The organism is Mycobacterium sp. AT1 (assembly GCF_002043095.1).
Classification (GTDB): Bacteria; Actinomycetota; Actinomycetes; order Mycobacteriales; family Mycobacteriaceae; genus Mycobacterium.
Genome location: NZ_MVOC01000057.1, coordinates 118128 through 142223 on the forward strand (window position 1 = coordinate 118128; position 24096 = coordinate 142223).

Genomic DNA, 24096 nt, shown 5'->3' on the forward strand with positions numbered 1-24096 from the left:
CCGCCGTCCCGGCCCAGCCGGACCCCAACTCCGTCACCGACGCACCGCAACAACGGATTTCGTCGTCGCCCGGCAGAATCCGTCGCCGAACCCGCACGTCTCGGCAAACTCCCACGTTAGGCTGTACTAAGTTGGCATGTCAGGCGGGGTTTGTCATATCGTTTCCCCATTCGTGGCGAGTGGGAAGTCCCGTCGTTCAATGCTGCACGTAGCTCGACCCATCGCCCGCCGGCAACAGCCGTGCATGACGGCTGTCAGCATCAGGCTTCCGTAGAGGTGTGAAGGGCAGGTGGGAATGGCGCCCAGCGACCATGGCTCGAGGCAGGGAGGCCGCAAACAAGGCCTCTACAACCCGGCCTACGAGCACGATTCCTGCGGCGTGGCGATGGTGGCCGACATGCACGGCCGTCGCAGCCGCGACATCGTCGACAAGGCGATCACGGCACTGCTGAACATGGAGCACCGTGGCGCCCAGGGCGCCGAGCCGAACACCGGCGACGGCGCAGGCATCCTGCTGCAGGTCCCCGACGCGTTCCTCCGTGCGGTGGTCGACTTCGAACTTCCCGCCGAGGGTAGCTACGCCACCGGCATCGCGTTCCTGCCGCAGTCGTCCCGCGACGCCGCGGCGGCGTGCGAATCGGTGGAGAAGATCATCGAGGCCGAGGGCCTGACCTTCCTCGGCTGGCGTGACGTTCCGACCGACGACTCCTCCCTCGGCGCCCTCGCCCGTGACGCGATGCCGACGTTCCGTCAGGTGTTCATCGGCGGTGCCTCCGGAATGGACCTGGAGCGGCGTGCCTACGTGGTGCGCAAGCGTGCCGAACACGAGCTCGGCACCAAGGGTCCTGGACAGGACGGCCCCGGTCGCGAAACCGTCTACTTCCCAAGCCTTTCGGGTCAGACGTTCGCCTACAAGGGCATGCTGACGACCCCGCAGCTCAAGGCGTTCTACCTGGATCTGCAGGACGAGCGGATGACCAGCGCGCTGGGCATCGTGCACTCCCGCTTCTCGACCAACACCTTCCCGTCGTGGCCGCTGGCGCACCCGTTCCGCCGGGTCGCCCACAACGGCGAGATCAACACCGTCACCGGCAACGAAAACTGGATGCGGGCGCGTGAGGCGCTCATCAAGACCGACGTCTTCGGCTCCCACGCCGACGTCGACAAGATCTTCCCCGTATGCACCCCCGGTGCCTCTGACACCGCACGCTTCGACGAGGTCCTCGAGCTGCTGCACCTCGGCGGCCGCAGCCTGCCCCACGCCATGCTGATGATGATTCCCGAGGCGTGGGAGAGGCACGAAAGCATGGATCCCGCGCGTCGCGCGTTCTACGAGTACCACTCCTCGCTCATGGAGCCGTGGGACGGCCCGGCGTCGGTGTGCTTCACCGACGGCACCGTGATCGGTGCGGTCCTCGACCGCAACGGTCTGCGGCCGTCGCGCATCTGGGTCACCGAGGACGGCCTCGTCGTCCTGGCCTCGGAGGCCGGCGTGCTGAACCTCGACCCGTCGACCGTGGTGCAGAAGATGCGCCTGCAGCCCGGCCGGATGTTCCTGGTCGACACCGCCCAGGGCCGCATCGTCTCCGACGAAGAGGTCAAGGCGGAGCTGGCCGCCGAGAAGCCGTACCAGGAGTGGCTCGAAGCCGGCCTGTTCCACCTCGGCGACCTGCCCCCCGGCGACTACGTGCGCATGCCGCACCACCGCGTGGTGCTGCGGCAGCAGGCCTTCGGATTCACCTACGAGGAGCTCAACCTCCTGGTCGCGCCGATGGCGCGCAGCGGCGCCGAGGCGCTCGGCTCGATGGGCACCGACACCCCGGTGGCCGTGCTCTCGGCCAGGCCCCGGATGCTCTACGACTACTTCCAGCAGCTGTTCGCGCAGGTGACCAACCCGCCGCTGGACGCCATCCGGGAAGAAGTCGTGACCAGCCTTCAGGGCACCGTCGGCCCCGAGGGCGACCTGCTCAACCCGAACGCCGACTCCTGTCGTCAGATCGTGCTGACCAACCCGATCCTGCGCAACGCCGAACTGTCGAAGCTGATCTGCGTCGACCCCGACCACGAGATCCGCGGCCACAAGCACGGCCTGCGCGCTGCCGTCATCCGCTGCCTCTACCCCGTCGCCCGCGGTGGGCAGGGCCTGAAGGAAGCGATCGACGACGTCCGGGCGAAGGTCTCCGCGGCCATCCGCGAAGGCGCCCGCATCATCGTGCTGTCGGACCGCGAGTCGAGCGATTCGCTGGCGCCGATCCCGTCGCTGCTGAGCGTCTCGGCCGTCCATCACCACTTGGTCCGCGACCGGACCCGCACCCAGGTCGGGCTCGTCGTGGAGACGGGTGACGCCCGCGAGGTGCACCACATGGCCGCCCTGTGTGGCTTCGGTGCCGCGGCGATCAACCCGTACATGGCGTTCGAGTCCATCGAAGACATGGTGGACCGCGGCATCATCACCGGCATCACCAGTGACCAGGCCAAGGCCAACTACACCAAGGCTGCGGGCAAGGGCGTGCTGAAGGTGATGTCCAAGATGGGCATCTCCACCCTCGCGTCCTACACCGGCGCCCAGCTGTTCCAGGCCATCGGCATCAGCCAGCAGGTGCTCGACGACTACTTCACCGGGCTGCACTGCCCGGTCGGCGGCATCGACCTCGAAGACATCGCCGCCGACGTCGCGTCGCGGCACGCCCTGGCCTACCTGGATCGCCCCGACGAGCGCGCGCATCGCGAGCTCGAGGTCGGCGGCGAATACCAGTGGCGGCGGGAGGGGGAGTACCACCTCTTCAACCCCGACACCGTGTTCAAGCTGCAGCACGCCACCCGCACCGGTCAGTACTCCATCTTCAAGGAGTACACCAAGATGGTCGACGACCAGAGCGAGCGCTTCGCCTCGCTACGTGGGCTGCTCAAGTTCCGCACCGGTGACGACGCCGTCCGGCCGCCCGTCTCGATCGACGAGGTCGAGCCCGTCTCGGAGATCGTCAAGCGATTCTCCACCGGCGCAATGAGTTACGGCTCGATCTCCGCCGAGGCGCACGAGACGCTCGCCATTGCGATGAACCGACTCGGCGGCCGTTCCAACTCCGGTGAGGGCGGCGAATCCGTCGACCGATTCGACCACGACGCGAACGGCGACTGGCGCCGCAGTGCCATCAAGCAGGTCGCGTCGGGCCGGTTCGGCGTGACGAGCCACTACCTGACCAACTGCACCGACATCCAGATCAAGATGGCTCAAGGTGCGAAACCCGGTGAGGGCGGCCAGCTTCCGGGTCACAAGGTGTACCCGTGGGTCGCCGAGGTGCGGCACTCGACGCCTGGCGTCGGGCTGATCTCGCCGCCGCCGCACCACGACATCTACTCCATCGAGGATCTCGCGCAGCTGATCCACGACCTGAAGAACGCCAACCCCAGTGCCAGGGTGCACGTGAAGCTGGTGTCCGAGAACGGCGTCGGCACCGTCGCGGCGGGCGTCTCCAAGGCGCACGCCGACGTCGTGTTGATCTCCGGTCACGACGGCGGCACCGGCGCCACCCCGCTCACCTCGCAGAAGCACGCGGGTGCTCCGTGGGAGTTGGGGCTTGCCGAGACGCAGCAGACGTTGCTGCTCAACGGACTTCGCGATCGCATCGTGGTGCAGGTCGACGGTCAGCTCAAGACGGGCCGCGACGTCGTCGTCGCCGCCCTGCTCGGCGGCGAGGAGTTCGGCTTCGCGACCGCCCCTCTGGTGGTGGCCGGGTGCATCATGATGCGGGTGTGTCACCTCGACACGTGCCCGGTCGGAGTCGCCACCCAGAACCCGTTGCTGCGCGAGCGGTTCAACGGCAAGCCCGAGTTCGTCGAGAACTTCTTCCGGTTCATCGCCGAAGAAGTGCGGGAACTCATGGCGCAGTTGGGCTTCCGCACCGTCAACGAGATGGTCGGCCAGGTCGGCGCGCTGGACACCAAGCAGGCCGCCGCGCACTGGAAGGCCCACAAGCTGGACCTGTCTCCCGTGCTGGTCGAACCCGACTCGGCGTTCATGAATCAGGACCTGTACTGCAGCTCGCAGCAGGACCACGGGCTGGACAAGGCACTCGACCAGCAGCTGATCGCGCAGAGCCGCGAGGCCCTTGACACCGGGTCTGCGGTCAAGTTCCGGACCAGCATCGCCAACGTCAACCGCACGGTCGGCACCATGCTCGGCCACGAGCTGACGAAGATTCATGGCGGACAAGGACTTCCCGACGGCACCATCGACATCACCTTCGACGGGTCGGCGGGCAACAGCTTCGGCGCGTTCCTGCCGAAGGGCATCACGCTGCGCGTCTACGGTGACGCCAACGACTACGTCGGCAAGGGTCTGTCCGGCGGACGCATCGCGGTGCGGCCGTCGGAGTCCGCGCCGGCAGAGTTCACCGCCGAGGACAACATCATCGCGGGCAACGTGGTGCTGTTCGGTGCCACCAGTGGTCAGGCCTTCCTGCGGGGTCAGGTCGGCGAGCGCTTCGCAGTGCGGAACTCGGGCGCCCACGCGGTGGTCGAGGGTGTGGGTGACCACGGCTGCGAGTACATGACCGGGGGCAAGGTGGCGATCCTCGGACCCACCGGCCGCAACTTCGCCGCGGGAATGTCCGGTGGCATCGCCTACGTGTACGACCTGCACGGCACGCTGTCCGACAACCTCAACGGCGAGATGGTGGAACTCGAGCGGCTGGACGACCACGACGTCGAGTGGTTGCAGGGGATCCTCCAAGCGCACGTCGACGCCACCGATTCGGCCGTCGGCCAACGGGTTCTGTCCGATTGGGAGTCTCAACTGAAGCACTTCGTGAAGGTCATGCCACGCGACTACCGGTCGGTCCTGACCGCGATCGCCGAAGCCGAACGCAACGGTGAAGACGTCAACACCGCGATCATGGCGGCGGCTCGTGGCTGACCCGCGCGGCTTCCTCAAGCACACCCACCGCGAGACGCCTCAGCGTCGGCCAGTCCCGCTGCGGCTTCGCGACTGGAACGAGGTCTACGAGGACTTCCCCCACGACGTGCTGCAGGACCAGGCGGCCCGGTGCATGGACTGCGGTATTCCGTTCTGCCACAACGGTTGTCCACTCGGCAACCTGATCCCCGAGTGGAACGACCTGGTCTTCAAGGACCGGTGGCGCGACTCCATCGAACGGCTACACGCCACCAACAACTTCCCGGAGTTCACCGGGCGGCTGTGCCCGGCACCGTGCGAGGCGTCGTGCGTCCTTGGCATCAACCAGGACCCGGTGACCATCAAACAGGTCGAGGTCGAGATCATCGACAACGCCTTCGACGAAGGCTGGGTGCTTCCCCTTCCGCCGCATCGGCTGACCAACAAGAAGGTCGCAGTCGTCGGATCGGGCCCCGCGGGTTTGGCTGCGGCGCAGCAGCTGACGCGGGCAGGACATCAGGTGACGGTGTTCGAACGCGCCGACCGCATCGGTGGTCTGCTGCGCTACGGCATCCCCGAGTTCAAGATGGAGAAGCGCCACATCGACCGTCGCCTCGAGCAGATGGCGGCCGAGGGCACGACGTTCCGCACCGGGGTCAACGTCGGCGTCGACCTCACCGCGGCCCAACTGCGGCTGAACTACGACGCCGTGGTGCTGTCCGGTGGCGCGACCGACTGGCGTGACCTGCCGATCCCCGGCCGCGAACTCGACGGCATTCATCAGGCGATGGAGTACCTGCCCTGGGCCAACCGGGTGCAGAACGGTGACCAGGTGGTCGGCGAGGACGGCGAACCGCCGATCACCGCCAAGGGCAAGAAGGTCGTCATCATCGGCGGCGGCGACACCGGTGCCGACTGCCTCGGCACGTCGCACCGGCAGGGCGCGGCCAGCGTGCACCAGTTCGAGATCATGCCGCGGCCTCCTGAGGAGCGCGCGGACTCGACGCCGTGGCCGACCTACCCCCTGATGTACCGGGTCGCCTCGGCACACGAAGAGGGCGGCGAGCGGGTGTTCTCGGTCAACACCGAGGAGTTCATCGGCGTCGACGGGCACGTCACCGCGCTCAAGGTGCACGAGGTCGAGATGCGCGACGGCAAGTTCGCCAAGGTCGAGGGCAGCGACTTCGAGCTGGAGGCCGACCTGGTTCTGCTGGCGATGGGCTTCGTCGGCCCCGAGAAGCAGGGTCTGCTGACCGATCTGCGGGTCGAGCTGACCGACCGCGGCAACGTCAAGCGCGACGACGACTTCCAGACCTCGGTGCCCGGCGTCTTCGTTGCCGGTGACATGGGTCGCGGGCAATCGCTCATCGTGTGGGCGATTGCCGAGGGCCGGGCTGCCGCCGCGGGCGTCGACCGCCACCTGATGGGCCGGACGGCACTCCCGGCGCCGATCAAGCCGACGGCCGCTCCCCAGCGCTAGCTTTTGCTCGCCGACTTCTGCGTGCGGGTCGTGGTTGGTCGCTGATCGCGACCAACACGCAGATCTCGGCGCCGGTGGACGCCTCAGTAACCACTCCAGTCACACCAGAAACATCCGATCTTTTGTCGGCGCGCCCTCTGGTGTTAGCCAGATCACAGGTGTCTAATGATTCTCGGGGTTCGTGCACTAGTGTGGGCCCACGGTGAAGCAAGACGACCGCAGGAGTAACACCGTGTACATCAATCCAATCGCTCGCTCGCGAATGGGCCGTATGGCCTGGTCACTGTTCCGCCACCCGGTCCGCAGCCGCGACTTTCCGGCCAAGCACGAGCGTCTCGTGACGGCCGCCGAACTCGTCCGGTACGGCGTCTAACTCGACCCCATCGCGCCGTAGTTGCAGCGCGAAAGTTTGCTTAGCCGAGTTATCTACCTGGCCGTCAGTATCTACAGAGTGATGCGCTCGCGACTGCGGTGCGCGTCGCCGGTCACCGCGTCGAAGAAGTAGGTCCGCTCCCGCGGCAACGCCAACCCGACGCGCGTCCCCGGATCCAGCTGTGTGCCCGCCGGCGCGTGCACGATCACCCGGTGCTCGTCCTCGACGATGGCGGTGACCAGCGCGTGGCTACCCAGCGGCTCGACGAAGTCGACGCGGGCGGGCACCGTGCCGTCGGCCACGGTCGTGCGCACCTCCAGGTGCTCCGGCCGCGCCCCCACCGTCACCGGGCCGTTCGGCGTCGCCACCTCGGTGATGGCCGCGCCGCCGACGTGCAACGTGCCGTCCTTGACGACGCCGGGCAGCAGGTTCATCGGCGGACTGCCCATGAACGCCGCGACGAAGGTGTTGGCTGGCCGGTTGTAGATGTCGTCGGTGGTGCCGATCTGCTGCACCTCGCCACGGGACATGACGCACAGCCGGTCTCCGAGCGTCATCGCCTCGACTTGGTCGTGGGTGACGTAGATGGACGTGACGGGAAGCTCCCTGTGCAGCCGCTTGAGATCGCCGCGCACCTGGTTGCGCAGCTTCGCGTCCAGATTCGACAGCGGCTCGTCGAGCAGGAACGCCTGCGGCTTGCGCACCAGCGCCCGCCCCATCGCCACGCGCTGACGCTGCCCGCCCGAGAGCTGGCCGGGCTTGCGGTCGAGGAGCTCGCCGATCTCCAGCAGGTCGGCCGTCTCGCGGACTCGCCGCTCGATCTCGGCCCGCGGGGTCCGGCGCTGCCGCAACCCGTACGCCAGGTTCCGATACACCGTCATGTGCGGATACAGCGCGTAGTTCTGGAACACCATCGCGATGTCGCGTTCACCGGGCGCCAACCCGTTGACCACCGAGCCGCCGATCCTGATCTCGCCCGAGGTGGGCTTGTCCAGCCCCGCCAGCAGGCGCAGCGCAGTGCTCTTGCCACACCCCGACGGCCCTACCAAGATCAGGAACTCGCCGTCGCCGACCGTGAGGTTCAGGCCCTTGAGTGCCACCACGTCGCCCGCGTACTTCCGTACGACGTCTCGAAACTCGACTTCTGCCAACGTAATCCCCTCAACCCTTGATTCCGGTACTGGCGACCGACTGGACGAAGTACCTTTGCGCGCCGATGAACACCAGCAGCATCGGCAGCAGGCTCATCACGTTCGCGGCCATCAGCAGTGGCCACTTGACCCGGTGGGCGCCCTGAAAGTAGCTCAGCCCCAACGGGATCGTCATCTGATCTTGGGAGGTGATGACGATCAACGGCCACAGGAAGTCGTTCCACGACGTCAACACCGTCAGCGCGGCGAGGGTGGACATCGCAGGCAGCGACAACGGCAGCACGATCTTGAACAAGACGCCGAGCCGCGACGTTCCGTCGACCCGAGCGGCCTCCTCGAGCTCCACCGGAACGGTCTGAAAGAACTGACGCAGGAAGAAGATGCCGAACGCGGTCGCCAGATTGGGCAGCATCAACGCCCCGATGTGGTCGATCCCCAGGCCCTCCCAGACGTTGTCGCCGAACCACTTCACGATGAGGAACACCGGAATCATCGTGACCTGGAACGGCACCATCAGCGTCGCCATCAGCGTGACGAACAGCGCTCCACGGCCGAGGAATCGGATGCGGGCGAAGGCGTAGCCGGCGAGGCTGCAGACCACCAGGTTGCTGATCAGCACCACCACCGTGACCATCGCGCTGTTCAGGAAGAAGTGTCCGAACGGTGCCGCCGCCCAGGCCTCGGAGTAGTTCTCGAACCGCGGCCGCTCGGGCAGCAGCACCGGTGGGAAGCGGTTGGTTTCGCTCTCGGTCTCCAGCGACGTGACGAGCATCCACAGCAGCGGCAGAATCAGCACGAAGGTCATCGGGATGAGCACCAGATGCCACGGACTGAACGGCAGCTTGAACTTGCGTTCACGCTGGGGCGAGGACGACTCGCGCGCAACGGCTTCCGTCGGAGGCAGCTCTGTCGTCGTCATCAGTTGTGCACGTGCTTCCGTGCTAGCCGGAACTGGACGGCCGTGATGATCAGGATGACGACGAACAGGGCGTAGGCCATCGCCGCGGCGTATCCGGCGTCGAAGTGCACGAAGGCGCGATCCCACAGGTAGTAGACGATGACGGTGGTCGCGCGCAAGGGTCCGCCCCGAGTCGTGGCGTACACCTCGTCGAAGAGTTGCAGCGCGTTGATAGTCAGCCACACCAGCAGGAACAGGTTCGCGGGACCGAGCAGCGGCACCGTGATCGTGCGGAACCGGGTGAACGCGCTGGCACCGTCGATCATCGCCGCCTCGTGCAGCTCAGCCGGAACACCCTGTAGTGCAGCGAGATACACGATCACCGAGAACCCCGTCCACCCCCAGATCGTCATGGCGACGATGACGTACAGCGCTTGCGACGGTGACGCCAAAAAGGGTTGCGACGAGATCCCGACGGCGTTGAGTCCGGCGTTGACCAGCCCGTAGTCACGGTCGGTGAGCCACAGGAAGATGATGCCCTGCGAGATCGTCGAGACCGCCATGGTGATGTAGGCGGCCGTTCGGTACACCGAGATGAAGCGCACCGACCGGTTCATCGCCGCGGCGACGAAGAGACCGACGAGCATCGTGCCGGGAACGAACAGGGCGGTGTAGACGATCGTGTGCTTGATCGCCTCCACGAAGACGGGGTCCTCGGCCAGCTTTCGATAGTTGGCGAGGCCCACCCACGGCGTCTGCGGCCGCAAGAGGTCGGACTGCTGGAACGACAGCTGCAGAGACATCAGCACCGGCAGCAGCCCGAAAATGCCGATCAGTACCGCCGCAGGGCTGGCCAGCGCCCATCCCGCCGCGGTGTCCGTACGGCTTAGTCGTCCCAGCAGTGACGGCATGCCCTCTCCCGTCCTACTTCTCGGCCAGCGCCGTGTCGGCGGCCGTGGCAGCGGAATTCAGCGCGTCTGCGGGCTGTTCCTTGCCGAGCATCACCGACACGATCGCCTGTCCCAGCGCCTCTGAGACGTCGGGGTACTGCTCGACAGTAGGCCTGACCTTCTGCACGTTGGACAGGTTCTCGACGAATGTCGCCGTCCCCGGCACGTTTTCGTTGAGCTTGGTGAGCACCGACTGGTCCTGGCCGACCGACGTGCGGATCGGCAGATCACCGGTGCCCAGTGAGAACGTCTTGACCTGCTCGGGTGCCGACAGCCACTTCACGAAGTCGACGGCTGCCTTCTTCTTCGCGTCGCCGTTGTCGAACGTGACCCAATTGTCCGGGCCCGCGATCGTCTGATGGCCACCGCTCGCCCCGGCGAACGTCGGCATCACCTGCACGCCGTAGGAGATGTCCGAGAGCTGGCTCAGATCCCATGGACCGGTGATCAGCATCGCGACCTTGCTGCTGTTCATCAGCTTCGGCCCGTTCTCGTTGGTGGTGTCGAGGTACACCGACTTGTCGTTGACCGCCATCTGCTGCAGTACGGTCAGCGCCTTGACGCCCTCCGGGGAGTTGAACGTCGCCTTGGTGTTGTCCGAGTTCAGGATGTCGCCGCCGGCCTCCCACAGCATCGGAAGGTAGTGCCACACCGTGTCTTCACTGCCGTCGGCGGGAATCAGCCAGCCGTACTGCCCCTTCGTCGGGTCGGTCAGCTTGGCGGCGGCGGCCCGGAAGTCGTCCCACGTCCAATCCTTCGTCGGAGGTGCGACACCGGCGTCGGCGAACAGCTTCTCGTTGTAGACGATCGCGAGGTTGTCCACCAGGGCGGGCACGCCGACGACCTTGTCGCCGACCGTTGCCGCCTCCCGCTCGGCCGGGTAGAAGTCGTCCCACTTCCAGTCGGGGTTCTTGACCTCGTCGGCCATGTCCACGACCTGGGGGATCTGGGCAATGTTCGGCGACCACGAGCCGAACATGTAGGCGACGTCGGGCGGGCTACCCCCGCGCACTGCGGTGAGCACCTTCTGCAGCACCAGGTCGTTGCTGGAGTACAACTCGCTGACCTTCACGTCGGGATGGTCCTTGTTGTACTGGGCGACAAGGCCCTTGAACACCTCACCCTCGGTGTCCTGATAGCCGTGCCAGACCGCGATCTCGGTCGGGCCCGACGGCGACGAGCCGCCGCCACCGCACGCCGTGAGCACGAAGGCGAGGATGGCGACCAATGCGATGCAGAGCCGTGATCGGGTCATGTGCGGCACTCCTTGTTGGATTTTCATGGCGCGAGCGTGGTGCGAAGCGGTTCGGGAAGCAGGTCACCGTGCGCGACGGTGAGGTCGTCGCACAGCTTCCAAATCTGGTCGACGGTCAGCGTCGCTGCGGTGTTCGGGTCGACCATGGCCGCCGCCCGCACCAACCGGGGATCCCCGTCGACTGCGGCCCGGACCGCGAGTTCGACTGGGCCGAGGAAGTTTCGGTTGAGCGCGGCGCACTGCGGAGGCAGGTCGCCCACCTTCGTGGGGTGGGCGCCGAGCGCGTCCAGCAGGGTTGGCACCTCGACGGCCAACCCGTTGGGGAGGTTGGTGATCAGGCCGTCGTTCACCACGTTGGCGGAGATGACGCGCGGCGTTCCGGTCTCGAAGGAGTGGATCACCTGGGGTGCGTACTCGGTCGACTCGGTGTCGATGTCCAGCGTCGAGGTGCCGGCGAGTTCGGAACGCACCCTGGCGTATTCGGCAAGGTTGGCCTCACTGATGCGCACGTAGGCACCGACGTCGAGGCGCAGCCTGTCGACCTCCTCGGGGTGGCGCAGGTACCACGGGACGTACTCGCTGGAGTGCTCGCTGGTCTCGGTGGGGTAGTAGCCGAGCCTGCGGTACATGTCGACCCGCACTCTCCTGCGCAGCTCCGGATCGGCGGCGATGCGTTGGTCCAGAAGCGGATACAGGCTCTCGCCGTTGCGCTCCCAGCGCAGCACCCAGGCCTGATGGTTGACGCCGGCCGACCAATACGACACCTCGTCGAACGGCACGTCGACGAGCTCGCAAAGCCCCACCATCGTCCAGTAGACCGAGTGGCACAACCCCAGCACCTTGAGCTTTGGCGCCACGTGATGCAGGTACGTCACGTTCATGGCCATCGGGTTGGTGTAGTTCAGCAGCCACGCGTCGGGGCACACCTCGAGCATGTCCTCGGCGATGCCCGCCAGCACGGGGAAGGTTCGCAGGCCGCGGAAGATGCCGCCGATGCCGATGGTGTCGCCGATGGTCTGATGCAGGGCGTACTTCTCTGGAATGTCGAAGTCCCGCACGGTCGCGTCGTGCATGCCGACCTGAATCACGTTGATGACGTAGTCGGCACCTGCCAGTGCCCGCCGACGGTCGGCGACGGCCACCACCTCCGGCTGGACACCTGCCGCGCTGGCGGTGGCCCTGGCGATCGCCTCGGCCGTCTCGAGACGCTCGGCATTGATGTCGTGCAGCACCACGCGCACGGAACCGAGTTCGGGGAACGAGAAGACGTCGCCGAGGAGTTCGCGGGTGAATTCGACGCTACCTGCGCCGATGATGACGATGGTGGGCTTCATCGTTGGTTCCTCGTGTCTGCGTGAAGGTCGGCCGAGGGCTCGAGGACGGCCGGCGTCGGTGCCTCACCTCGTCGCTCGTCGGCGTAGACCATCAGCGTCGAACCCACCAGCGCCAGAACGATTCCGATCGCGCCGTACGGGGTCGGCAGCGTCTGGTATGCGATCAGCGAGATGATCACGGTCAGCGCCGGGGCGAGAGCATTCGTGGTCGGAGCGACGATGGAGGCCTTGCCACGGGCGAGGGCCATCACCAGGAACAGCGCGCCGATGGCGTTGAGGACCTGCGTGCCTGCGGCCAATGCGGGTGCCTGCCAGGGGAAGTCGGTGGGGATGCCGCCGAGCGAGATCAGGGCGACTGGGATCAGGAGCAGGCCGCTGATGGTCATCCACCCGAACGTGGTGGCCTCGTTGATGCCGAGCGTCGCGGTCTTTCGCATGAAGTACGCCTGTACGCCCCACGCCACGCAGATCACGATCGCCAGCAGCAGCCACGGCCCCGACGATCCCTCGGATTCACCGCCGGTGATGGTGAACAGCACGATCGCCGCGAGTGCCATCACGAGACCGACGACGGCGAGGACCGGAATGCGCTCGCGGAGAAGCACCATCGCCATCACGACGGTGATGGCCGGGGAGATCGAGATGATCGGGAAGATCAGGTAGGCGGGGCCCATGGTCAGTGCCTGGAAGAGCGCGAGTTGGCCACCCGCACCGGTGAGCCCGATCAGCAAGCCGTAGATCGTGGCGGCCGGGCGTCGGTCCCACCGCTGGCCGCGCAGGATGACCGCGGCGGGGATGATCATCGTCAGGGCCCAGATGGCGTAGATCATCTCGTCGGGATAGCCGTACCTCGTCGCGGGGAGTGCGGAGAACGCGCCCCACACGCCCCAGAACAGGACGAGGAGCGTCGCGTAGAAGATCCAGCTGCGGGTGTGACCGGTGGCGGGGGTGGTGGTCATGGCGTTCTCACTTCGTCGAAGGTCGTTGCGTTGACGGCTAATTGGCGCACCGCATCGCTGCTCAGCGGCTGACCCCGGTGTTTGGCGGCGTACAGCGCGGCGCCAAGCGCGGGATCGAGCAGCGGACGTCGCAGGTCGTAGTTGGCGGGCTGGCCCGCCATCGCGCCGACGAACAACTCACGGAAGTCGTCGTCGGAGAACATCCCGCCGGAGTACGACACCGGCACGGTTTCCTCGTCGGTGAACCCGACCAGGGTGCGGGTGGTGTCGACCAGCGTGACCAGTTCGTCGACCGCGTCGACGAGGATCTTCGCCGCCAAGGCGTCGTGCTCGCGGGCGGCCTGGCAGACCGTCGTCGCGAGGGCGGCGATGGACGTGCGGTTACCGCCCCAGGTGTCGATCACGAGGCTCACGACGTCGAGGTCGCCTGCGAGTTGCAGCCGCTCGGTGAGCAGGGTGTAGAGGGGGCCACGGCTGAGCCGGCCGTCACTCATCCGGCTGAAGGCGTTGAGGCCTTGGGTGGCAACCCAATACGCCGATCCCTCGTCGCCGAACAGCTCGCCCCAGCCACCGACTCGGTGGCCCTTGCCTTCGCGCTCTCCGTAGGTCATGGAGCCCGTACCGCTGATGACGTTGATGCCGTCCTCACCGGCCAGCGACCCCGCCCAGCCACAGACCATGTCGTTGTCGCAGCTATACCGGTCGTGGCCGAGGACGTGGCTGGGGACCGCGTCGAGCTTGTCGACGTCGGCGCTGGCCTCGCCGTAGCCAGGGAGACCGAAGAAGGCCGCCGTGACGTCCGACGCCAGGATGCCCGCCTGCGCGCAGACATCCGTGACGCCCTGTGTAAGTGAACTTTCCACGACGTCGAAGTTGGAGTTGAAGTAGTACGACGGTGGCGCGGTGGCACGGGCCAGGATCCGACCGTCGTCGTCGATCAGGGCGAACGCGGTCTTGGATCCTCCGCCGTCGACGCCGAGATACCTAAGCATGGCCGGCACCGCCCGTCATCGGGTGGATGGTGACACCCTTCACGACGCGGCTGACCTCACCGGACGGGAACGGGTTGTCCGGAGTCTTGCGATACTCCAGGGAGGTGAACAGCGCGAGGTACTGCGCGAACACCATGTAGGGCAGCGCCACCAGTGCGTCGTCAAGCCCGGCCAGGCCGGAAAGTACAACGGCCGGGCCATATTTGGCCGGAATCGGCTCGGTGCTGAGCACGGTGACGGCGTCCTGCCCGAGCTGGCCTCGGATCTCGGCGATGATGTCGAGATCGTAGAGGCGGGTGTGGGGGTCGGTCGAGACGTAGACCACGACGAGCGTGTCGGCGTCCAGAACGGACTTGGGCCCGTGGCGGAAACCCAGGGGTGAATCGAAGTAGGTCACCACCTCGCCCGCGGTCAACTCCAGCAGCTTGAGGGCGGACTCACGGGAGAGGCCCTCCAACGGTCCGCTGCCCAGGTAGACGAAGCGCTGCTTCTTGGTCTGGGCCAGCGCGCGGATGTCGGGTTGAAGGTCCACCACCTGCTGGGCGGCGGCAGCAAGCACGTCGGCGTCACGGGGAGAAGCGGGTCCAAGTAACAGCAAGCAGGACAACAGCATCGAGGTCAGGCTCGACGTCATCGCGAAGCCGACGTCGTTGGTGCGCTCCGGCATGAACACGACCAGTGAGTTGGCCCGGCCGGCGTGAGCCTGCCCCAGCTTGCCGTCGCGGTCGCAGGTGAGGACGAGATGCCACACCTCGTCGACCAGTTCGTCGGCCAACGCCGTGGTCGCCAGGCTCTCGGGGCTGTTGCCTGAGCGGCCGAAGGAGACCATCAATGTGGGGGTTTCGCGTTCCAGGAAGTTCAGCGGCCCGGCGACGATGTCGGTCGTCGGAATGGCCTCGACGCGGCGCTTCAGGTGCCGGCGGAGCGCCGGCGCGGCGATCTCACCGGCGAAAGCCGAGCTGCCCGCCCCAGTCAAGATGATCCGCAAGTCCGGCCGGGCGACGAGTTCGTCGAGGAAGCGGGTGGCGTCCTCGCTGGTACGCCCGGCCACCTCGCGCCAGGCGTCGGGCTGCTGCCCGATCTCGAGAATGGTTGCGCCGCCGTCTTCTTGGGCGGGAATCGTGGTCATTGGGCTGCTCCAGTGGTCAGGCACGCACGTGCGTACGGTCGAATGGCGTCGCGGATCCGGTCGATTACCAGAGCCTGCGGGACGGGCTCGAGCTGGCCTGCTCGAATGCGTTCGTACTGGCCGGGCAGGAACTGGCTGATCAAGGGCAAGGGCACGCCCGTGCGTTCCAAGTTCTGCAGGAGGGTGAGCCTGGCGGCGTCTACTTCGGGATCGGCCCAGTAGTAGCGCAGCCGGTCGCTGTAGCTGTATCGGCGGGCGGTTCGCTGCTCACGCGTGTTGCCCTCGTAGTAGCCCTCCCAGTACTTGGGTTCGGCCAGCATCCGGCGCTCGACGACCTCCACCAGGTTCGACCGCGAAGTGCGCGGCACCAGCTCCGCCTCGACCATCGCCAGCGCGAACAGCGCCTCCCGCATCGCGAACGTCAGGCCGGGTCCGACCTTGAGGATCGCCCAGTGGTCTTCGACGAGCTCCCGAAGCTGTTCGGGGCGTTGGTAATCGGTGGAGTGCGCCTCGAAGACGAGGTTGGCCTCGGTGTCGAGCACGGTGCGCAGTTCCACCGTCGCGTCGCGGCGGTAGTCGAACACGTTGACGTGGTCGAATTCGACGCCGGGCTGCACCACGAGGGCGACGACACGGGGCCAGACGTCGCCGAGGCCGAGCTCGGCGAAGGCCGACCGGTGCGCGTCGACGGTCCGGCGAGCGCTGTCCGCAGGTGTCGGGGTGAGGTGGTCGAGCGTTTCGTGTGCGCCGCCGGGGACCGGTACCTCGGTGCCGATGACGTACACGGGGCCAGGTGATCCGATGTGGTGCGCGGTGTCCTCGGCGACGCGCATCAGTCGTGCCGACCGGCTGGCGACCACCTCGTCGGCAAGAACGTCGGGATCGTCCGCACACGACATGCTGCAGTCCAGGTGGATCTTGGAGTACCCCGCCTCGACGTAGGCGGCGATCAGAACGTCGGCCTTGTCCATTGCGGCAGAGGATGTTTCGTGTTGCCAGCGGTTGGGGCCGAGGTGGTCACCACCCAGGACGACGCGGTCCCTCGCGAAACCCGTGTCGTCGGCGATGCGCAGCACCAGATCGCGGAACTCGGCCGGCCGGAGCCCCGTGTACCCGCCGTATTGGTCGACCTGGTTCGACGTGGCCTCGATCAGCACGTAGCTGCCGTCGGCGGCGGCCTGCACCATGGCGGCCTCCACCACGGTGGGGTGGGCCGAGCAGACGGAGTACACGCCGACCGGGTGACCGGCCTTGTGACTGGCGACCGTCTTGGCCAACCAGTCGACGCGTCGGAGTGTGTCGGTCATCGGGCATCACCGCTCGGCACGGGCCGCGGTGCGACCGCACGGCACAGCTCGGCAACGGTGTCCGCGATCGCGGTGCGTGCGGCGGCCAAGGCTCGGCGCGGGTCGCTCGCCGTGGGATTCGCCGCGAGTGACTCGCGCAGCGCTCCGGTGTAGGCGACGTTGAGTGCGGTTCCGACGTTGACCTTCCGAATGCCCGCCTCGGTGGCCAGGCGGAGCTGGTCGTCGGACACTCCCGAGGAGCCGTGCAGCACCAGGGGTGCGGGGACCGCCGCGGCGAGCCGGCGGATCAGCGCGACGTCGAGTTCGGCGTCGCGGGTGGTCATCGCGTGCGAGCTGCCGACCGCGACGGCGAGGCCGTCGACCCCGGTGGCGCCGGCGAAGGACGCCGCCTCCGCCGGATCGGTGCGGACGCCGAAGTCGTGTGCTCCGCCCTTGCCGCCGACCTCGCCCAGTTCGGCCTCGACCCAGAGCCCGACGCGGTGACCGCGTTCGACGAAGGCCCGGGTCCGGTCGACGTTGTCGCCGTAGGACAGGTGTGCGGCGTCGACCATGATCGAGGTGACCCCGAGACCGGCGGCGGCATCGATGGCCTCGGCGATGAGCGCGACGTTCTGGAAGTGGTCGAGGTGTATCGCCAACTGGGCCGACGACTGCCCTGCGATCCGTGCACACGCCGAGACCAGCGGCGCGATGCGCCCGCCGTGAAACCGGACGGTGTTCTCGCTGATCTGCAACAACGCTGCGACGCTGGCACGCTCCGCGCCTTCGGCGATGCCCTCGGCGTGCTCGACGGTGACGACGTTGAAGGCCAGGACGGCGGTGTGTCCGGCGACGGCGGACGCGACGAGGTCGGCGGTGGCGACCAGGCTCACTGGCTCACTCGCTGACTGGGGTGTGACGTGCGGAACATCTATCGATCATGGGAAGCTCGCTCAAAGCGCGCAATACAAGCGGGCAAAACGATCAGTAAAACTGATTGTGACCGCCCTGGCCCAAGGAGTGTTCAGCGATGTCGATCAAGCGCACTGACCGGATGCGCGAGGTGCTGTCCCTGCTGCGGGACCGCGGCGAGGTTGCGTCCCAGGTGCTGTGCAGCGAGCTCAAGGTGTCGGTGGCGACGCTGCGCCGCGACCTCAACGAACTCGAGGAGCAGGGGCTTCTCGTCCGCACCCACGGCGGCGCACGGGCCCTCGACCCCAGCGGCAGCGAGATCCCGGTGCGGCTGCGCGACCATCGCATGGTCGCCATCAAGCGACGCATCGCCCACCGCGCGGCCGCGCTGATACCGGCGGGCCCGCAGGCCGTCGCGCTCACCGGCGGCGTCACGACCGGCGAGGTGGCCCGATCGCTCAAGGGTCGGCCCAACATGACCATCGTGACGAACTCGCTGACGATCGCCGCCGACTGCGCCGTCGACGCGCACATGAAGGTGATCGCCACCGGAGGGTTGGTGCGCGCGAATACCCTTGAGGCCGTTGGCCCGATGTCAGAGCACGCGTTCCAGGTGATCACCGTCGGCACCGCCGTTCTCGGTGCCGACGGCATGTCCGCGGAGATCGGCGCCACCACCTACGACGAGGCCGAGGCGCGCACCGCGATCGCGATGGCCGCGAACGCGCAACGCGTCGTCGTCGCCGTCGACGGCTCCAAGATCGGGAAGGTGACCCTCGCGAAGATGGTGCCGCTGAGCGAGATTCACCATCTGGTCACCGACTCGACCGCGAATCCCCAACAGCTGGAACGCATTGCGGCCGCGGGCGTGCACGTCCACGTCGTGGCGGTCGACGACGACGCGTAACGCTTACGGTGTGGTGAGCAGCCCCGAATCGCGGATGGCCTCGGCCAGGGGTTCCAGGACGGCCGGATCGTACGGCGGCGGCAGGTAGATGATCGCGAGGTCGAGACCCTCGGCACCCAACGCGACGCAATCTTCCACCAGCGCCTTGTAATTGCGATCCTCGCCGAGGCGGACGTGCGCCGAAAGGGTGATCTCCTTCGGGTCCCGGCCGATGTCCTTGCAGCGGGCCGCGAGCACGTCGCGCTTCTGGGCGAACTCCGCGGGCGTCCCGCCGACGAAGTTCCAGTGGTCGGCGTACTTGGCGGTGAGCGGAAGGGTGCGCTTCTCGCCGCTGCCGCCGATGCAGATCGGGGGATGCGGCTGCTGCGGACCCTTCGGCTCGTTGCGGGCGTCCTTGAGCTGGTAGTACTTGCCGTCGAAGGTCGTCGACTCGTTGCTCAGCAGGCTGGTGAGCACCTCACATGCCTCCTCGAAGCGGTCGAAGCGCTCCTTGAGGGTGCCGAGCTCGATGCCGTAGGCGCCGGACTCCTCCTCGTTCCACCCGGCGCCGATGCCGAGTTCGAGGCGCCCGTTGGAGATGACGTCGAGCGCGGAGGCCATGTTGGCCAGCACGGCGGGGTGGCGGTAGTGGATGCCGGTGACCAGCACGCCGACCCGGAGCCGTTTGGTGGCCTGGGCCAGCGCGGTCAGGGTGATCCAGCCCTCCAGACAGGGGCCGGAGGAGTCCGAGAAGATCGGGTAGAAGTGATCGAACGTCCAGCCGGACTCGAAGACGTCGATGTCGTCGGCGGTCTGCCAGATGGGCAGCATTTCCGACCACGTGGTGTTTTGGGGGGATGTCTTGAAGGCGAATCGCACTCAACCAACCCTAGACCCGGATCCTGGATGGCGTCGATGAGTTTCTTGGGCGGCACGGGTCGGTATGGACATGAACGACATGACCCCCTTGGTTTCGAAGGCGTGTACGCGGACCACCGACGTGTTGGCCGGCGTGACGGACGACCAGCTCGACGCGGCCACTCCGTGCGAGAAGTTGACGGTGCGCGAGTTGGTGGCGCACGTGGGCGGGCTCGGCGTGGCGTTTGCCGCGGCGGCGCGCAAGGACTTCGGCGAGCTGACCGACAGTCCACCCGGCGACGGCGGCTACCAGCTGGATGCCGACTGGCGTTCGCAGTACCCGGCGAACCTGACCTCCCTCGCCAACGCGTGGCGTGATCCCGCCGCGTGGGACGGCATGACCCGCGTCGGCGGCGTCGACCTGCCCGGCGAGGTATGCGGCATGGTGGGGCTGACCGAGGTCGTGGTGCACGGCTGGGACGTGGCTGTGGCAACGGGCCAGGACTACGAGGTCGACGACGACGTGGCCGAGGCGGTGCACGCGCATCTGGCGAGCTTCACCGCGGCCGGTCCGGTGGAGGGGCTCTTCGACGCCGCCGTCGAGATCGGCCCGGATGCAACGGTATTGGAGCGTGCTGTTGCCCTGAGTGGTCGGGATCCCCGGGTGCGGGCCTAGTCTTGTAAGCGTGACGGTCCCCGAACCGAGTTGGCGTCGCAGCAGACGCGACGGCTACCCGATGGGCGGATCGACGTTGGTGCTGAAGTCGACCCCGTCCAGGGTGGACGCCGATCTCGCGTGCACGATCGAGGACGGGCACGGTCGCGAAGTCGGCAGCGTGCAAGTAGTCCCGTCAAAGAGCAGCGGGTGGCAGCAGCTCGCCCAAATTCTCGGCAGTGGCTCGGCGGCGTCGTGGGAGTTCGTCATCCTGAGGGCGGACAGAACCCCGCTCCTATACGTGCACCGACCCCGGGTGAAGGGTTGGTCGGACCGCCACGAGCGATTCGAGGTGCGCGACGCCTGGGGTCGCGACGTAGGTCGGCTGCTGCAGAACAACGGCTATCTGTCGGGCTTGCGGACGTTCGAGCTTCAGAGCGGTGGTAAGAAATTGGGGCGCACGACGTTCGACGACTGGCAACGCGTCGACGGCGCCTTCGGCGAGAATGCCCGGCGGACTGTCACGATTCTCGACGTGAACGACCGTGTCGTCGCGGGGATCACCGAACGGCGAACGACCATGCAGTTCATCGGCAACGACTTCTACGACTACACAGTGGAATTCGAGTATCCACCCTACGAACCGGTCGGAAGCCTGTGCCTCGTCGTGGCGCTGGCGGAGTACTTCCATCGCCGGTCCGAGCAGGGCGGAATGCTGAGGGGCATTCCCGGGGTGTAGCCCCGCTCGGAGACGCGTTCGGCGCCGGGAGCGGCGGCATGATGCACCCAGGAACTTGATAGCGCCGGCGATATACGCCCGCACGGTGCATGGCTAGCCGGGCGCGACGAGCGAGGTCAATTCGGTTCCGTCGTCGGACAGTCGGACGAGGGTGTCGTTGACCCGCCAGACGTGAGCAAGTGAGTCGACCGCGGCTGGCAGCGTCCACAGCGTCTCGCAGGTATTGCGGTCGCGGGCCTTGGCTACTAGGCCAGCCATCCGGTTGGTGACTTCGAACACGAACACCGTGCCGTCACTTCCGAGGAAGTTACCCATGTTGAAGTCGCACGCAGCACCCTTCATTCCAGTGTTCAAATCGTATTGCCGCCACATCGAGAAGACATCACTGTTGCTCTCGTTCAACAGGATCGAATCGCCTACGACATATTTGTTTCCCGACGGCATGTCGAGCAACAATCCGCCGCCAGGAGAGAACACGGCCGACTGTTTGACCTCGGAGCCTGCCACGATCGGGATCGTCCCCGATTGGTCCGTGGTGGGTCTTCCCTCGATTCCTCCGCCGAGGTGCTTTCCAGTTTCGTCGAAGAACTGGACGCCCGTGAGCTTGTCGTCGACCTCAGCGACGGCGGCGAAGCCGCCCGGGTAGAGCACGGTGGTCTCCAGTTTGGTGCCGTCTTGCCCCTCGGGTTTCAACACGCGGCCGTCGCGGACGTCGAACACCGTCGTGTTCCAATCCGACCTGTCTGTCGAGCCTTGGGTGGCCAGAGTGGTGTCGACGTCGGCCGTTCCCACGACGGTTCCATCACCGGGCACGAACCACGTGGTCTCTGCGCGGTGACCGATGCCGTAGACACCTTGGCGGGCTGCGCTGGCGACGGCGTGATTTGCGATCTGCTTGACGACGAGGGGCCCGGGAAGGGCGCCCAAGTCGGTCGGTCCGTTGTAGAGGACCGTGCCCGACTGGGCATCGACGACCCAAGCCGTAGCGGAGAGTTCATAGCTCAGACACAACACGTCGGTTGGTCCGTTGATGAAGCACCGTGGGAACTTAACGTCGGTGAGCAGCGGTACGGCTGGAAAGACTGGCTGACCACTATTTACGTCGACTCCGGTCAACCACCATTGGGTGCTCGATGCGCTGCCGCTTCGGGCGAGGAAGAAGGCCTTGTCACCGATCCGGCCGATGAACGGCCGAGGGCCAAAGGTGTCGTTGCTCTCTGCAATTCGACTCGGTTCAGCTCCGTCACCTGTTTCGGGCAGTCCGAGATCGGTGGCGGAGGTGCGCCATCCTGGGACGGGCTGTTCTCGCATCGCCGAGGAGAGAGCATTCCCCGTGTTGTGCCAAGTTCCGCGGGTAGCGAGACGTCCGTCGTGTTTCCACCAGACGAAGACACACACGGCCAAGGCAGTGACGGCGACCAGAGCAATCAGCACGTACCACGTTCGGCGGCGCTTAGGCTGGCTCGGCTGCGCACCCCGTGGCGTGCTCATGCCGGAAGGCTGCGCGAGACATCCACGCCCCTGTAGGTGGCACGGGATGAATCACGCGGATCGCGTTCAGGGACAGTCGAATTCGTGAGCATCGAGGCAACCGGGTGCAGGACTGCTTTAATCGGAGTCACGCGCGTACCGGGTCGCGAAGATTTCAGCGGCACGCGCTTCTGCGGTGTTGGGAGACGGCAACCCGACGGTGTATTCGAGGTACCCGCTGGTGCTGACGCGATCGTGGCCCATCGAGCGCATGAGTTCTACGGCGACTGCGTGTTGAGCCGCTTGCGACTTCTCCGAGGCCAGGCCCGCAATGACGACGATCTCCTCGGCCAATTCGGCTGCCGTCATGTCCATCGCACGCGCAGTCAGTTCGACTCGCTGAATCCGTCCGCCAAGGCCAGCGGTCGCCGCGACACTGCCTTGAGGATTTGCCGCCGTGAATGTCACCGTAGGGCTCGGATCGTCGCTCTCCATTTCTGTCGGTTCATAAAGTGCATTCGAACGGTTGCCAATTTGGCTGTCGTCCATTCCGTCTTCGTCATCCCATGAGCCCTCAGCGATCACGAGCACCTCCAGTGCGGCCGCGGCGCGTCACATCTGGCAGGCATCGATGTCGCGACCCGCGAGCCAGTCCGCATTTTGGTAATTCGCCGACGCCTCCGCCAACCGCACCGAAAGGTCATGTGACATCTTCCATAGCTTCTCAGCGGCGGCGTCTCTTGCTGTTTCCACCTCTGAAACGGCCATATTGCTCAACGCACACACGACGCCGTGCGTGGCCAGAACATTTGCCCCCAGATCGTTGACCGTTTCGCCGGCGACCTTGAGCTCCCCGGCGGCAGTTCCGTGCTTAGTTGAGATGTCGTCGATGAAGTCGGTCAGCACCGACAAGTTGTTCGTCATCGCGCTTCTCCGTTCACGTTGTGGCGTCGGTCAATCTACTTGGGCTGCAAGACGGGCGGTTCCGGATAGAACGGTGGCTTATAGGCTGCGTCGGGATCGGTGCGCGACGGCAAGGTCCCATTCGTGCGCTCATCGCCGAAGGGCTCTCCACAGGGGAGTTCGATGCGATTTCCCTCCGGGTCCGTTTGCTCTCCGAACAACTGCTGCGCAGAGGCGCGTTCGTAACGGCTGGCGACCGCCCGTATCTTGTCGGCCTTGTCATAGGACTCGGCGACCAGTGCAGCCATGCTCACCTGGGCCATGCTGAGTTGCGTCGAGGCAACGCCCGCGTCGGCGATTGCCTTCGGGATTGCACCGCCGGGGATGCTGTTCATCCAGGAGGTTGCGGTGTCGTAGTGTGCGAGGAAGTCGATGAGACCCTGCAGGCCGTCACGGGTTTCCTTGACTTTCTGACCCAAGGCCTGCAGCAAGGGCCGCATCTCCTTCTCGCCCTCGGCGACTTCGAAGGTTTGATGTCGGTGGTCGGCAGCCTTGGCCTGATATGCATTCGCGGCCGTGCCGTCCCACTGATCGGGGTCGTAGATCTCAGTCTTTTCCAGCAGTTCGCCAGCCTCCCTGTACTTCTTCTCAGACGTGACGAATGCTTCGCCAGTCTCAGGTTCTCCTGAACCCGTCGTGACCTTCATTCCGTAGATGGCGAGCTGAGCAGCCATGATTATTGGTGACTCCGCCAAATTGGCTATCGCTCCCAGAGCGTCGCTATTGGGGAGCTGGCGGTCCAGCGGACCGGGTGGATCGCTCCACTTGTCGCCGATGACGTCGCCATACTTGCGCAGCAGGTCAATCGCTTCCCCGAGCAAGCTCACGTTTTCTCTCCCCTTTTCCCGGATACAGCCTATCGCCCGCAGGCCGAGGCCCAGCGCGGCATTTTGAGCGCCCTTGGGTGTAGTA

Annotated in this window: 21 protein-coding genes; 6 read left to right on the forward strand and 15 right to left on the reverse strand. The window is 66.3% G+C overall.

Features of this window, described 5'->3' with window-relative positions; all coding sequences use genetic code 11:
* The first annotated feature begins 295 nt into the window (after window positions 1-295).
* The 3 genes from gltB (at window position 296) to B1790_RS35100 (ending at window position 6747) form a co-directional block, all read left to right on the forward strand.
* Entirely contained in the window at window positions 296-4915 is a 4620-nt protein-coding gene (gltB, locus tag B1790_RS25370; RefSeq protein WP_079926051.1) for a glutamate synthase large subunit, read from the forward strand.
* Window positions 4908-6374 (forward strand): glutamate synthase subunit beta, encoded by a 1467-nt coding sequence (locus B1790_RS25375; RefSeq protein ID WP_079926052.1) that lies wholly within the window; start codon window positions 4908-4910, stop codon window positions 6372-6374. The genes gltB and B1790_RS25375 overlap by 8 nt, the downstream gene beginning before the upstream one ends.
* A 232-nt stretch (window positions 6375-6606) precedes the next feature.
* Window positions 6607-6747: a hypothetical protein gene (locus B1790_RS35100; RefSeq protein ID WP_173007931.1), complete on the forward strand. Its 141-nt coding sequence runs from the start codon at window positions 6607-6609 to the stop codon at window positions 6745-6747.
* Window positions 6748-6818: 71 nt separating this feature from the next.
* Here B1790_RS35100 and B1790_RS25380 read toward each other — a convergent pair whose 3' ends face one another.
* Genes B1790_RS25380 through B1790_RS25425 form a run of 10 tightly spaced genes read right to left on the reverse strand, consistent with a single transcriptional unit; the run spans window position 6819 to window position 17594 of the window.
* Window positions 6819-7898 carry an ABC transporter ATP-binding protein gene (locus B1790_RS25380; protein WP_079926053.1) on the reverse strand — a complete coding sequence of 360 codons (1080 nt, stop codon included), beginning with the start codon at window positions 7896-7898 and terminating at the stop codon, window positions 6819-6821.
* Between the two features lie 10 nt (window positions 7899-7908).
* A complete protein-coding gene (locus B1790_RS25385; RefSeq protein WP_079926054.1) occupies window positions 7909-8817 on the reverse strand; it encodes a carbohydrate ABC transporter permease in 909 nt (302 codons plus the stop codon).
* A complete protein-coding gene (locus B1790_RS25390) occupies window positions 8817-9707 on the reverse strand; it encodes a carbohydrate ABC transporter permease (RefSeq protein ID WP_079926055.1) in 891 nt (296 codons plus the stop codon). The genes B1790_RS25385 and B1790_RS25390 overlap by 1 nt, the downstream gene beginning before the upstream one ends.
* 13 nt (window positions 9708-9720) lie before the next feature.
* Window positions 9721-11001, reverse strand: coding sequence for an ABC transporter substrate-binding protein (locus B1790_RS25395; RefSeq protein WP_079926056.1), 1281 nt, complete (start codon window positions 10999-11001; stop codon window positions 9721-9723).
* A 23-nt stretch (window positions 11002-11024) separates the two neighbouring features.
* Window positions 11025-12335 carry an alpha-galactosidase gene (melA, locus tag B1790_RS25400; protein ID WP_079926057.1) on the reverse strand — a complete coding sequence of 437 codons (1311 nt, stop codon included), beginning with the start codon at window positions 12333-12335 and terminating at the stop codon, window positions 11025-11027.
* Window positions 12332-13294 carry a DMT family transporter gene (locus tag B1790_RS25405; protein WP_079926058.1) on the reverse strand — a complete coding sequence of 321 codons (963 nt, stop codon included), beginning with the start codon at window positions 13292-13294 and terminating at the stop codon, window positions 12332-12334. The genes melA and B1790_RS25405 overlap by 4 nt, the downstream gene beginning before the upstream one ends.
* Window positions 13291-14286: an N-acetylglucosamine kinase gene (locus tag B1790_RS25410; protein ID WP_079926131.1), complete on the reverse strand. Its 996-nt coding sequence runs from the start codon at window positions 14284-14286 to the stop codon at window positions 13291-13293. The genes B1790_RS25405 and B1790_RS25410 overlap by 4 nt, the downstream gene beginning before the upstream one ends.
* Window positions 14279-15415: an SIS domain-containing protein gene (locus B1790_RS25415; protein ID WP_079926059.1), complete on the reverse strand. Its 1137-nt coding sequence runs from the start codon at window positions 15413-15415 to the stop codon at window positions 14279-14281. The genes B1790_RS25410 and B1790_RS25415 overlap by 8 nt, the downstream gene beginning before the upstream one ends.
* Entirely contained in the window at window positions 15412-16722 is a 1311-nt protein-coding gene (locus B1790_RS25420; protein WP_079926060.1) for a D-tagatose-bisphosphate aldolase, class II, non-catalytic subunit, read from the reverse strand. The genes B1790_RS25415 and B1790_RS25420 overlap by 4 nt, the downstream gene beginning before the upstream one ends.
* Window positions 16719-17594 (reverse strand): class II fructose-bisphosphate aldolase, encoded by an 876-nt coding sequence (locus B1790_RS25425; RefSeq protein WP_079926061.1) that lies wholly within the window; start codon window positions 17592-17594, stop codon window positions 16719-16721. The genes B1790_RS25420 and B1790_RS25425 overlap by 4 nt, the downstream gene beginning before the upstream one ends.
* A gap of 137 nt (window positions 17595-17731) precedes the next feature.
* On the opposite strand from B1790_RS25425, the gene B1790_RS25430 reads away from it, so the two are divergent.
* Window positions 17732-18520, forward strand: a complete 789-nt coding sequence (locus B1790_RS25430; RefSeq protein ID WP_079926062.1) for a DeoR/GlpR family DNA-binding transcription regulator — start codon at window positions 17732-17734, stop codon at window positions 18518-18520.
* A gap of 3 nt (window positions 18521-18523) precedes the next feature.
* Here the strand turns inward: B1790_RS25430 and B1790_RS25435 are convergent, their stop codons facing one another.
* Window positions 18524-19378 carry an LLM class F420-dependent oxidoreductase gene (locus B1790_RS25435; RefSeq protein ID WP_079926063.1) on the reverse strand — a complete coding sequence of 285 codons (855 nt, stop codon included), beginning with the start codon at window positions 19376-19378 and terminating at the stop codon, window positions 18524-18526.
* A gap of 70 nt (window positions 19379-19448) precedes the next feature.
* Here B1790_RS25435 and B1790_RS25440 point away from each other — a divergent pair, with 70 nt between their 5' ends.
* Both B1790_RS25440 and B1790_RS25445 read left to right on the forward strand, forming a co-directional pair.
* Entirely contained in the window at window positions 19449-20033 is a 585-nt protein-coding gene (locus B1790_RS25440) for a TIGR03086 family metal-binding protein (RefSeq protein ID WP_079926132.1), read from the forward strand.
* Between the two features lie 10 nt (window positions 20034-20043).
* The gene (locus B1790_RS25445; RefSeq protein WP_142271499.1) at window positions 20044-20751 is read left to right on the forward strand and encodes a hypothetical protein; all 708 of its coding nucleotides are present in this window, start codon (window positions 20044-20046) and stop codon (window positions 20749-20751) included.
* A 93-nt stretch (window positions 20752-20844) separates the two neighbouring features.
* Here the strand turns inward: B1790_RS25445 and B1790_RS25450 are convergent, their stop codons facing one another.
* The 4 genes from B1790_RS25450 to B1790_RS25465 form a co-directional block, all read right to left on the reverse strand.
* Window positions 20845-22062 carry a hypothetical protein gene (locus B1790_RS25450; RefSeq protein WP_079926065.1) on the reverse strand — a complete coding sequence of 406 codons (1218 nt, stop codon included), beginning with the start codon at window positions 22060-22062 and terminating at the stop codon, window positions 20845-20847.
* A 297-nt stretch (window positions 22063-22359) separates the two neighbouring features.
* Window positions 22360-22806, reverse strand: coding sequence for a YbaB/EbfC family DNA-binding protein (locus B1790_RS34430; protein ID WP_142271500.1), 447 nt, complete (start codon window positions 22804-22806; stop codon window positions 22360-22362).
* Between the two features lie 27 nt (window positions 22807-22833).
* Window positions 22834-23145 (reverse strand): ESX-1 secretion-associated protein, encoded by a 312-nt coding sequence (locus B1790_RS25460; RefSeq protein ID WP_079926067.1) that lies wholly within the window; start codon window positions 23143-23145, stop codon window positions 22834-22836.
* 35 nt (window positions 23146-23180) lie between these two features.
* Window positions 23181-24011: an EspA/EspE family type VII secretion system effector gene (locus B1790_RS25465; RefSeq protein WP_079926068.1), complete on the reverse strand. Its 831-nt coding sequence runs from the start codon at window positions 24009-24011 to the stop codon at window positions 23181-23183.
* Window positions 24012-24096: the final 85 nt, after the last annotated feature.

What these genes read in the sequence shown, in the direction of transcription:
- B1790_RS25405 (WP_079926058.1), bottom strand. Translation starts at nt 13,294, where the DNA reads ATGACCACCACCCCCGCCACCGGTCACACCCGCAGCTGGATCTTCTAC.
- B1790_RS25420 (WP_079926060.1), bottom strand. Translation starts at nt 16,722, where the DNA reads ATGACCGACACACTCCGACGCGTCGACTGGTTGGCCAAGACGGTCGCC.
- B1790_RS25460 (WP_079926067.1), bottom strand. Translation starts at nt 23,145, where the DNA reads ATGACGAACAACTTGTCGGTGCTGACCGACTTCATCGACGACATCTCA.
- B1790_RS25395 (WP_079926056.1), bottom strand. Translation starts at nt 11,001, where the DNA reads ATGACCCGATCACGGCTCTGCATCGCATTGGTCGCCATCCTCGCCTTC.
- B1790_RS25415 (WP_079926059.1), bottom strand. Translation starts at nt 15,415, where the DNA reads ATGACCACGATTCCCGCCCAAGAAGACGGCGGCGCAACCATTCTCGAG.
- gltB (WP_079926051.1), top strand. Translation starts at nt 296, where the DNA reads ATGGCGCCCAGCGACCATGGCTCGAGGCAGGGAGGCCGCAAACAAGGC.
- B1790_RS25450 (WP_079926065.1), bottom strand. Translation starts at nt 22,062, where the DNA reads ATGCGAGAACAGCCCGTCCCAGGATGGCGCACCTCCGCCACCGATCTC.
- B1790_RS25385 (WP_079926054.1), bottom strand. Translation starts at nt 8,817, where the DNA reads ATGACGACGACAGAGCTGCCTCCGACGGAAGCCGTTGCGCGCGAGTCG.
- B1790_RS25410 (WP_079926131.1), bottom strand. Translation starts at nt 14,286, where the DNA reads ATGCTTAGGTATCTCGGCGTCGACGGCGGAGGATCCAAGACCGCGTTC.
- B1790_RS25390 (WP_079926055.1), bottom strand. Translation starts at nt 9,707, where the DNA reads ATGCCGTCACTGCTGGGACGACTAAGCCGTACGGACACCGCGGCGGGA.
- B1790_RS25430 (WP_079926062.1), top strand. Translation starts at nt 17,732, where the DNA reads ATGTCGATCAAGCGCACTGACCGGATGCGCGAGGTGCTGTCCCTGCTG.
- melA (WP_079926057.1), bottom strand. Translation starts at nt 12,335, where the DNA reads ATGAAGCCCACCATCGTCATCATCGGCGCAGGTAGCGTCGAATTCACC.
- B1790_RS25440 (WP_079926132.1), top strand. Translation starts at nt 19,449, where the DNA reads ATGAACGACATGACCCCCTTGGTTTCGAAGGCGTGTACGCGGACCACC.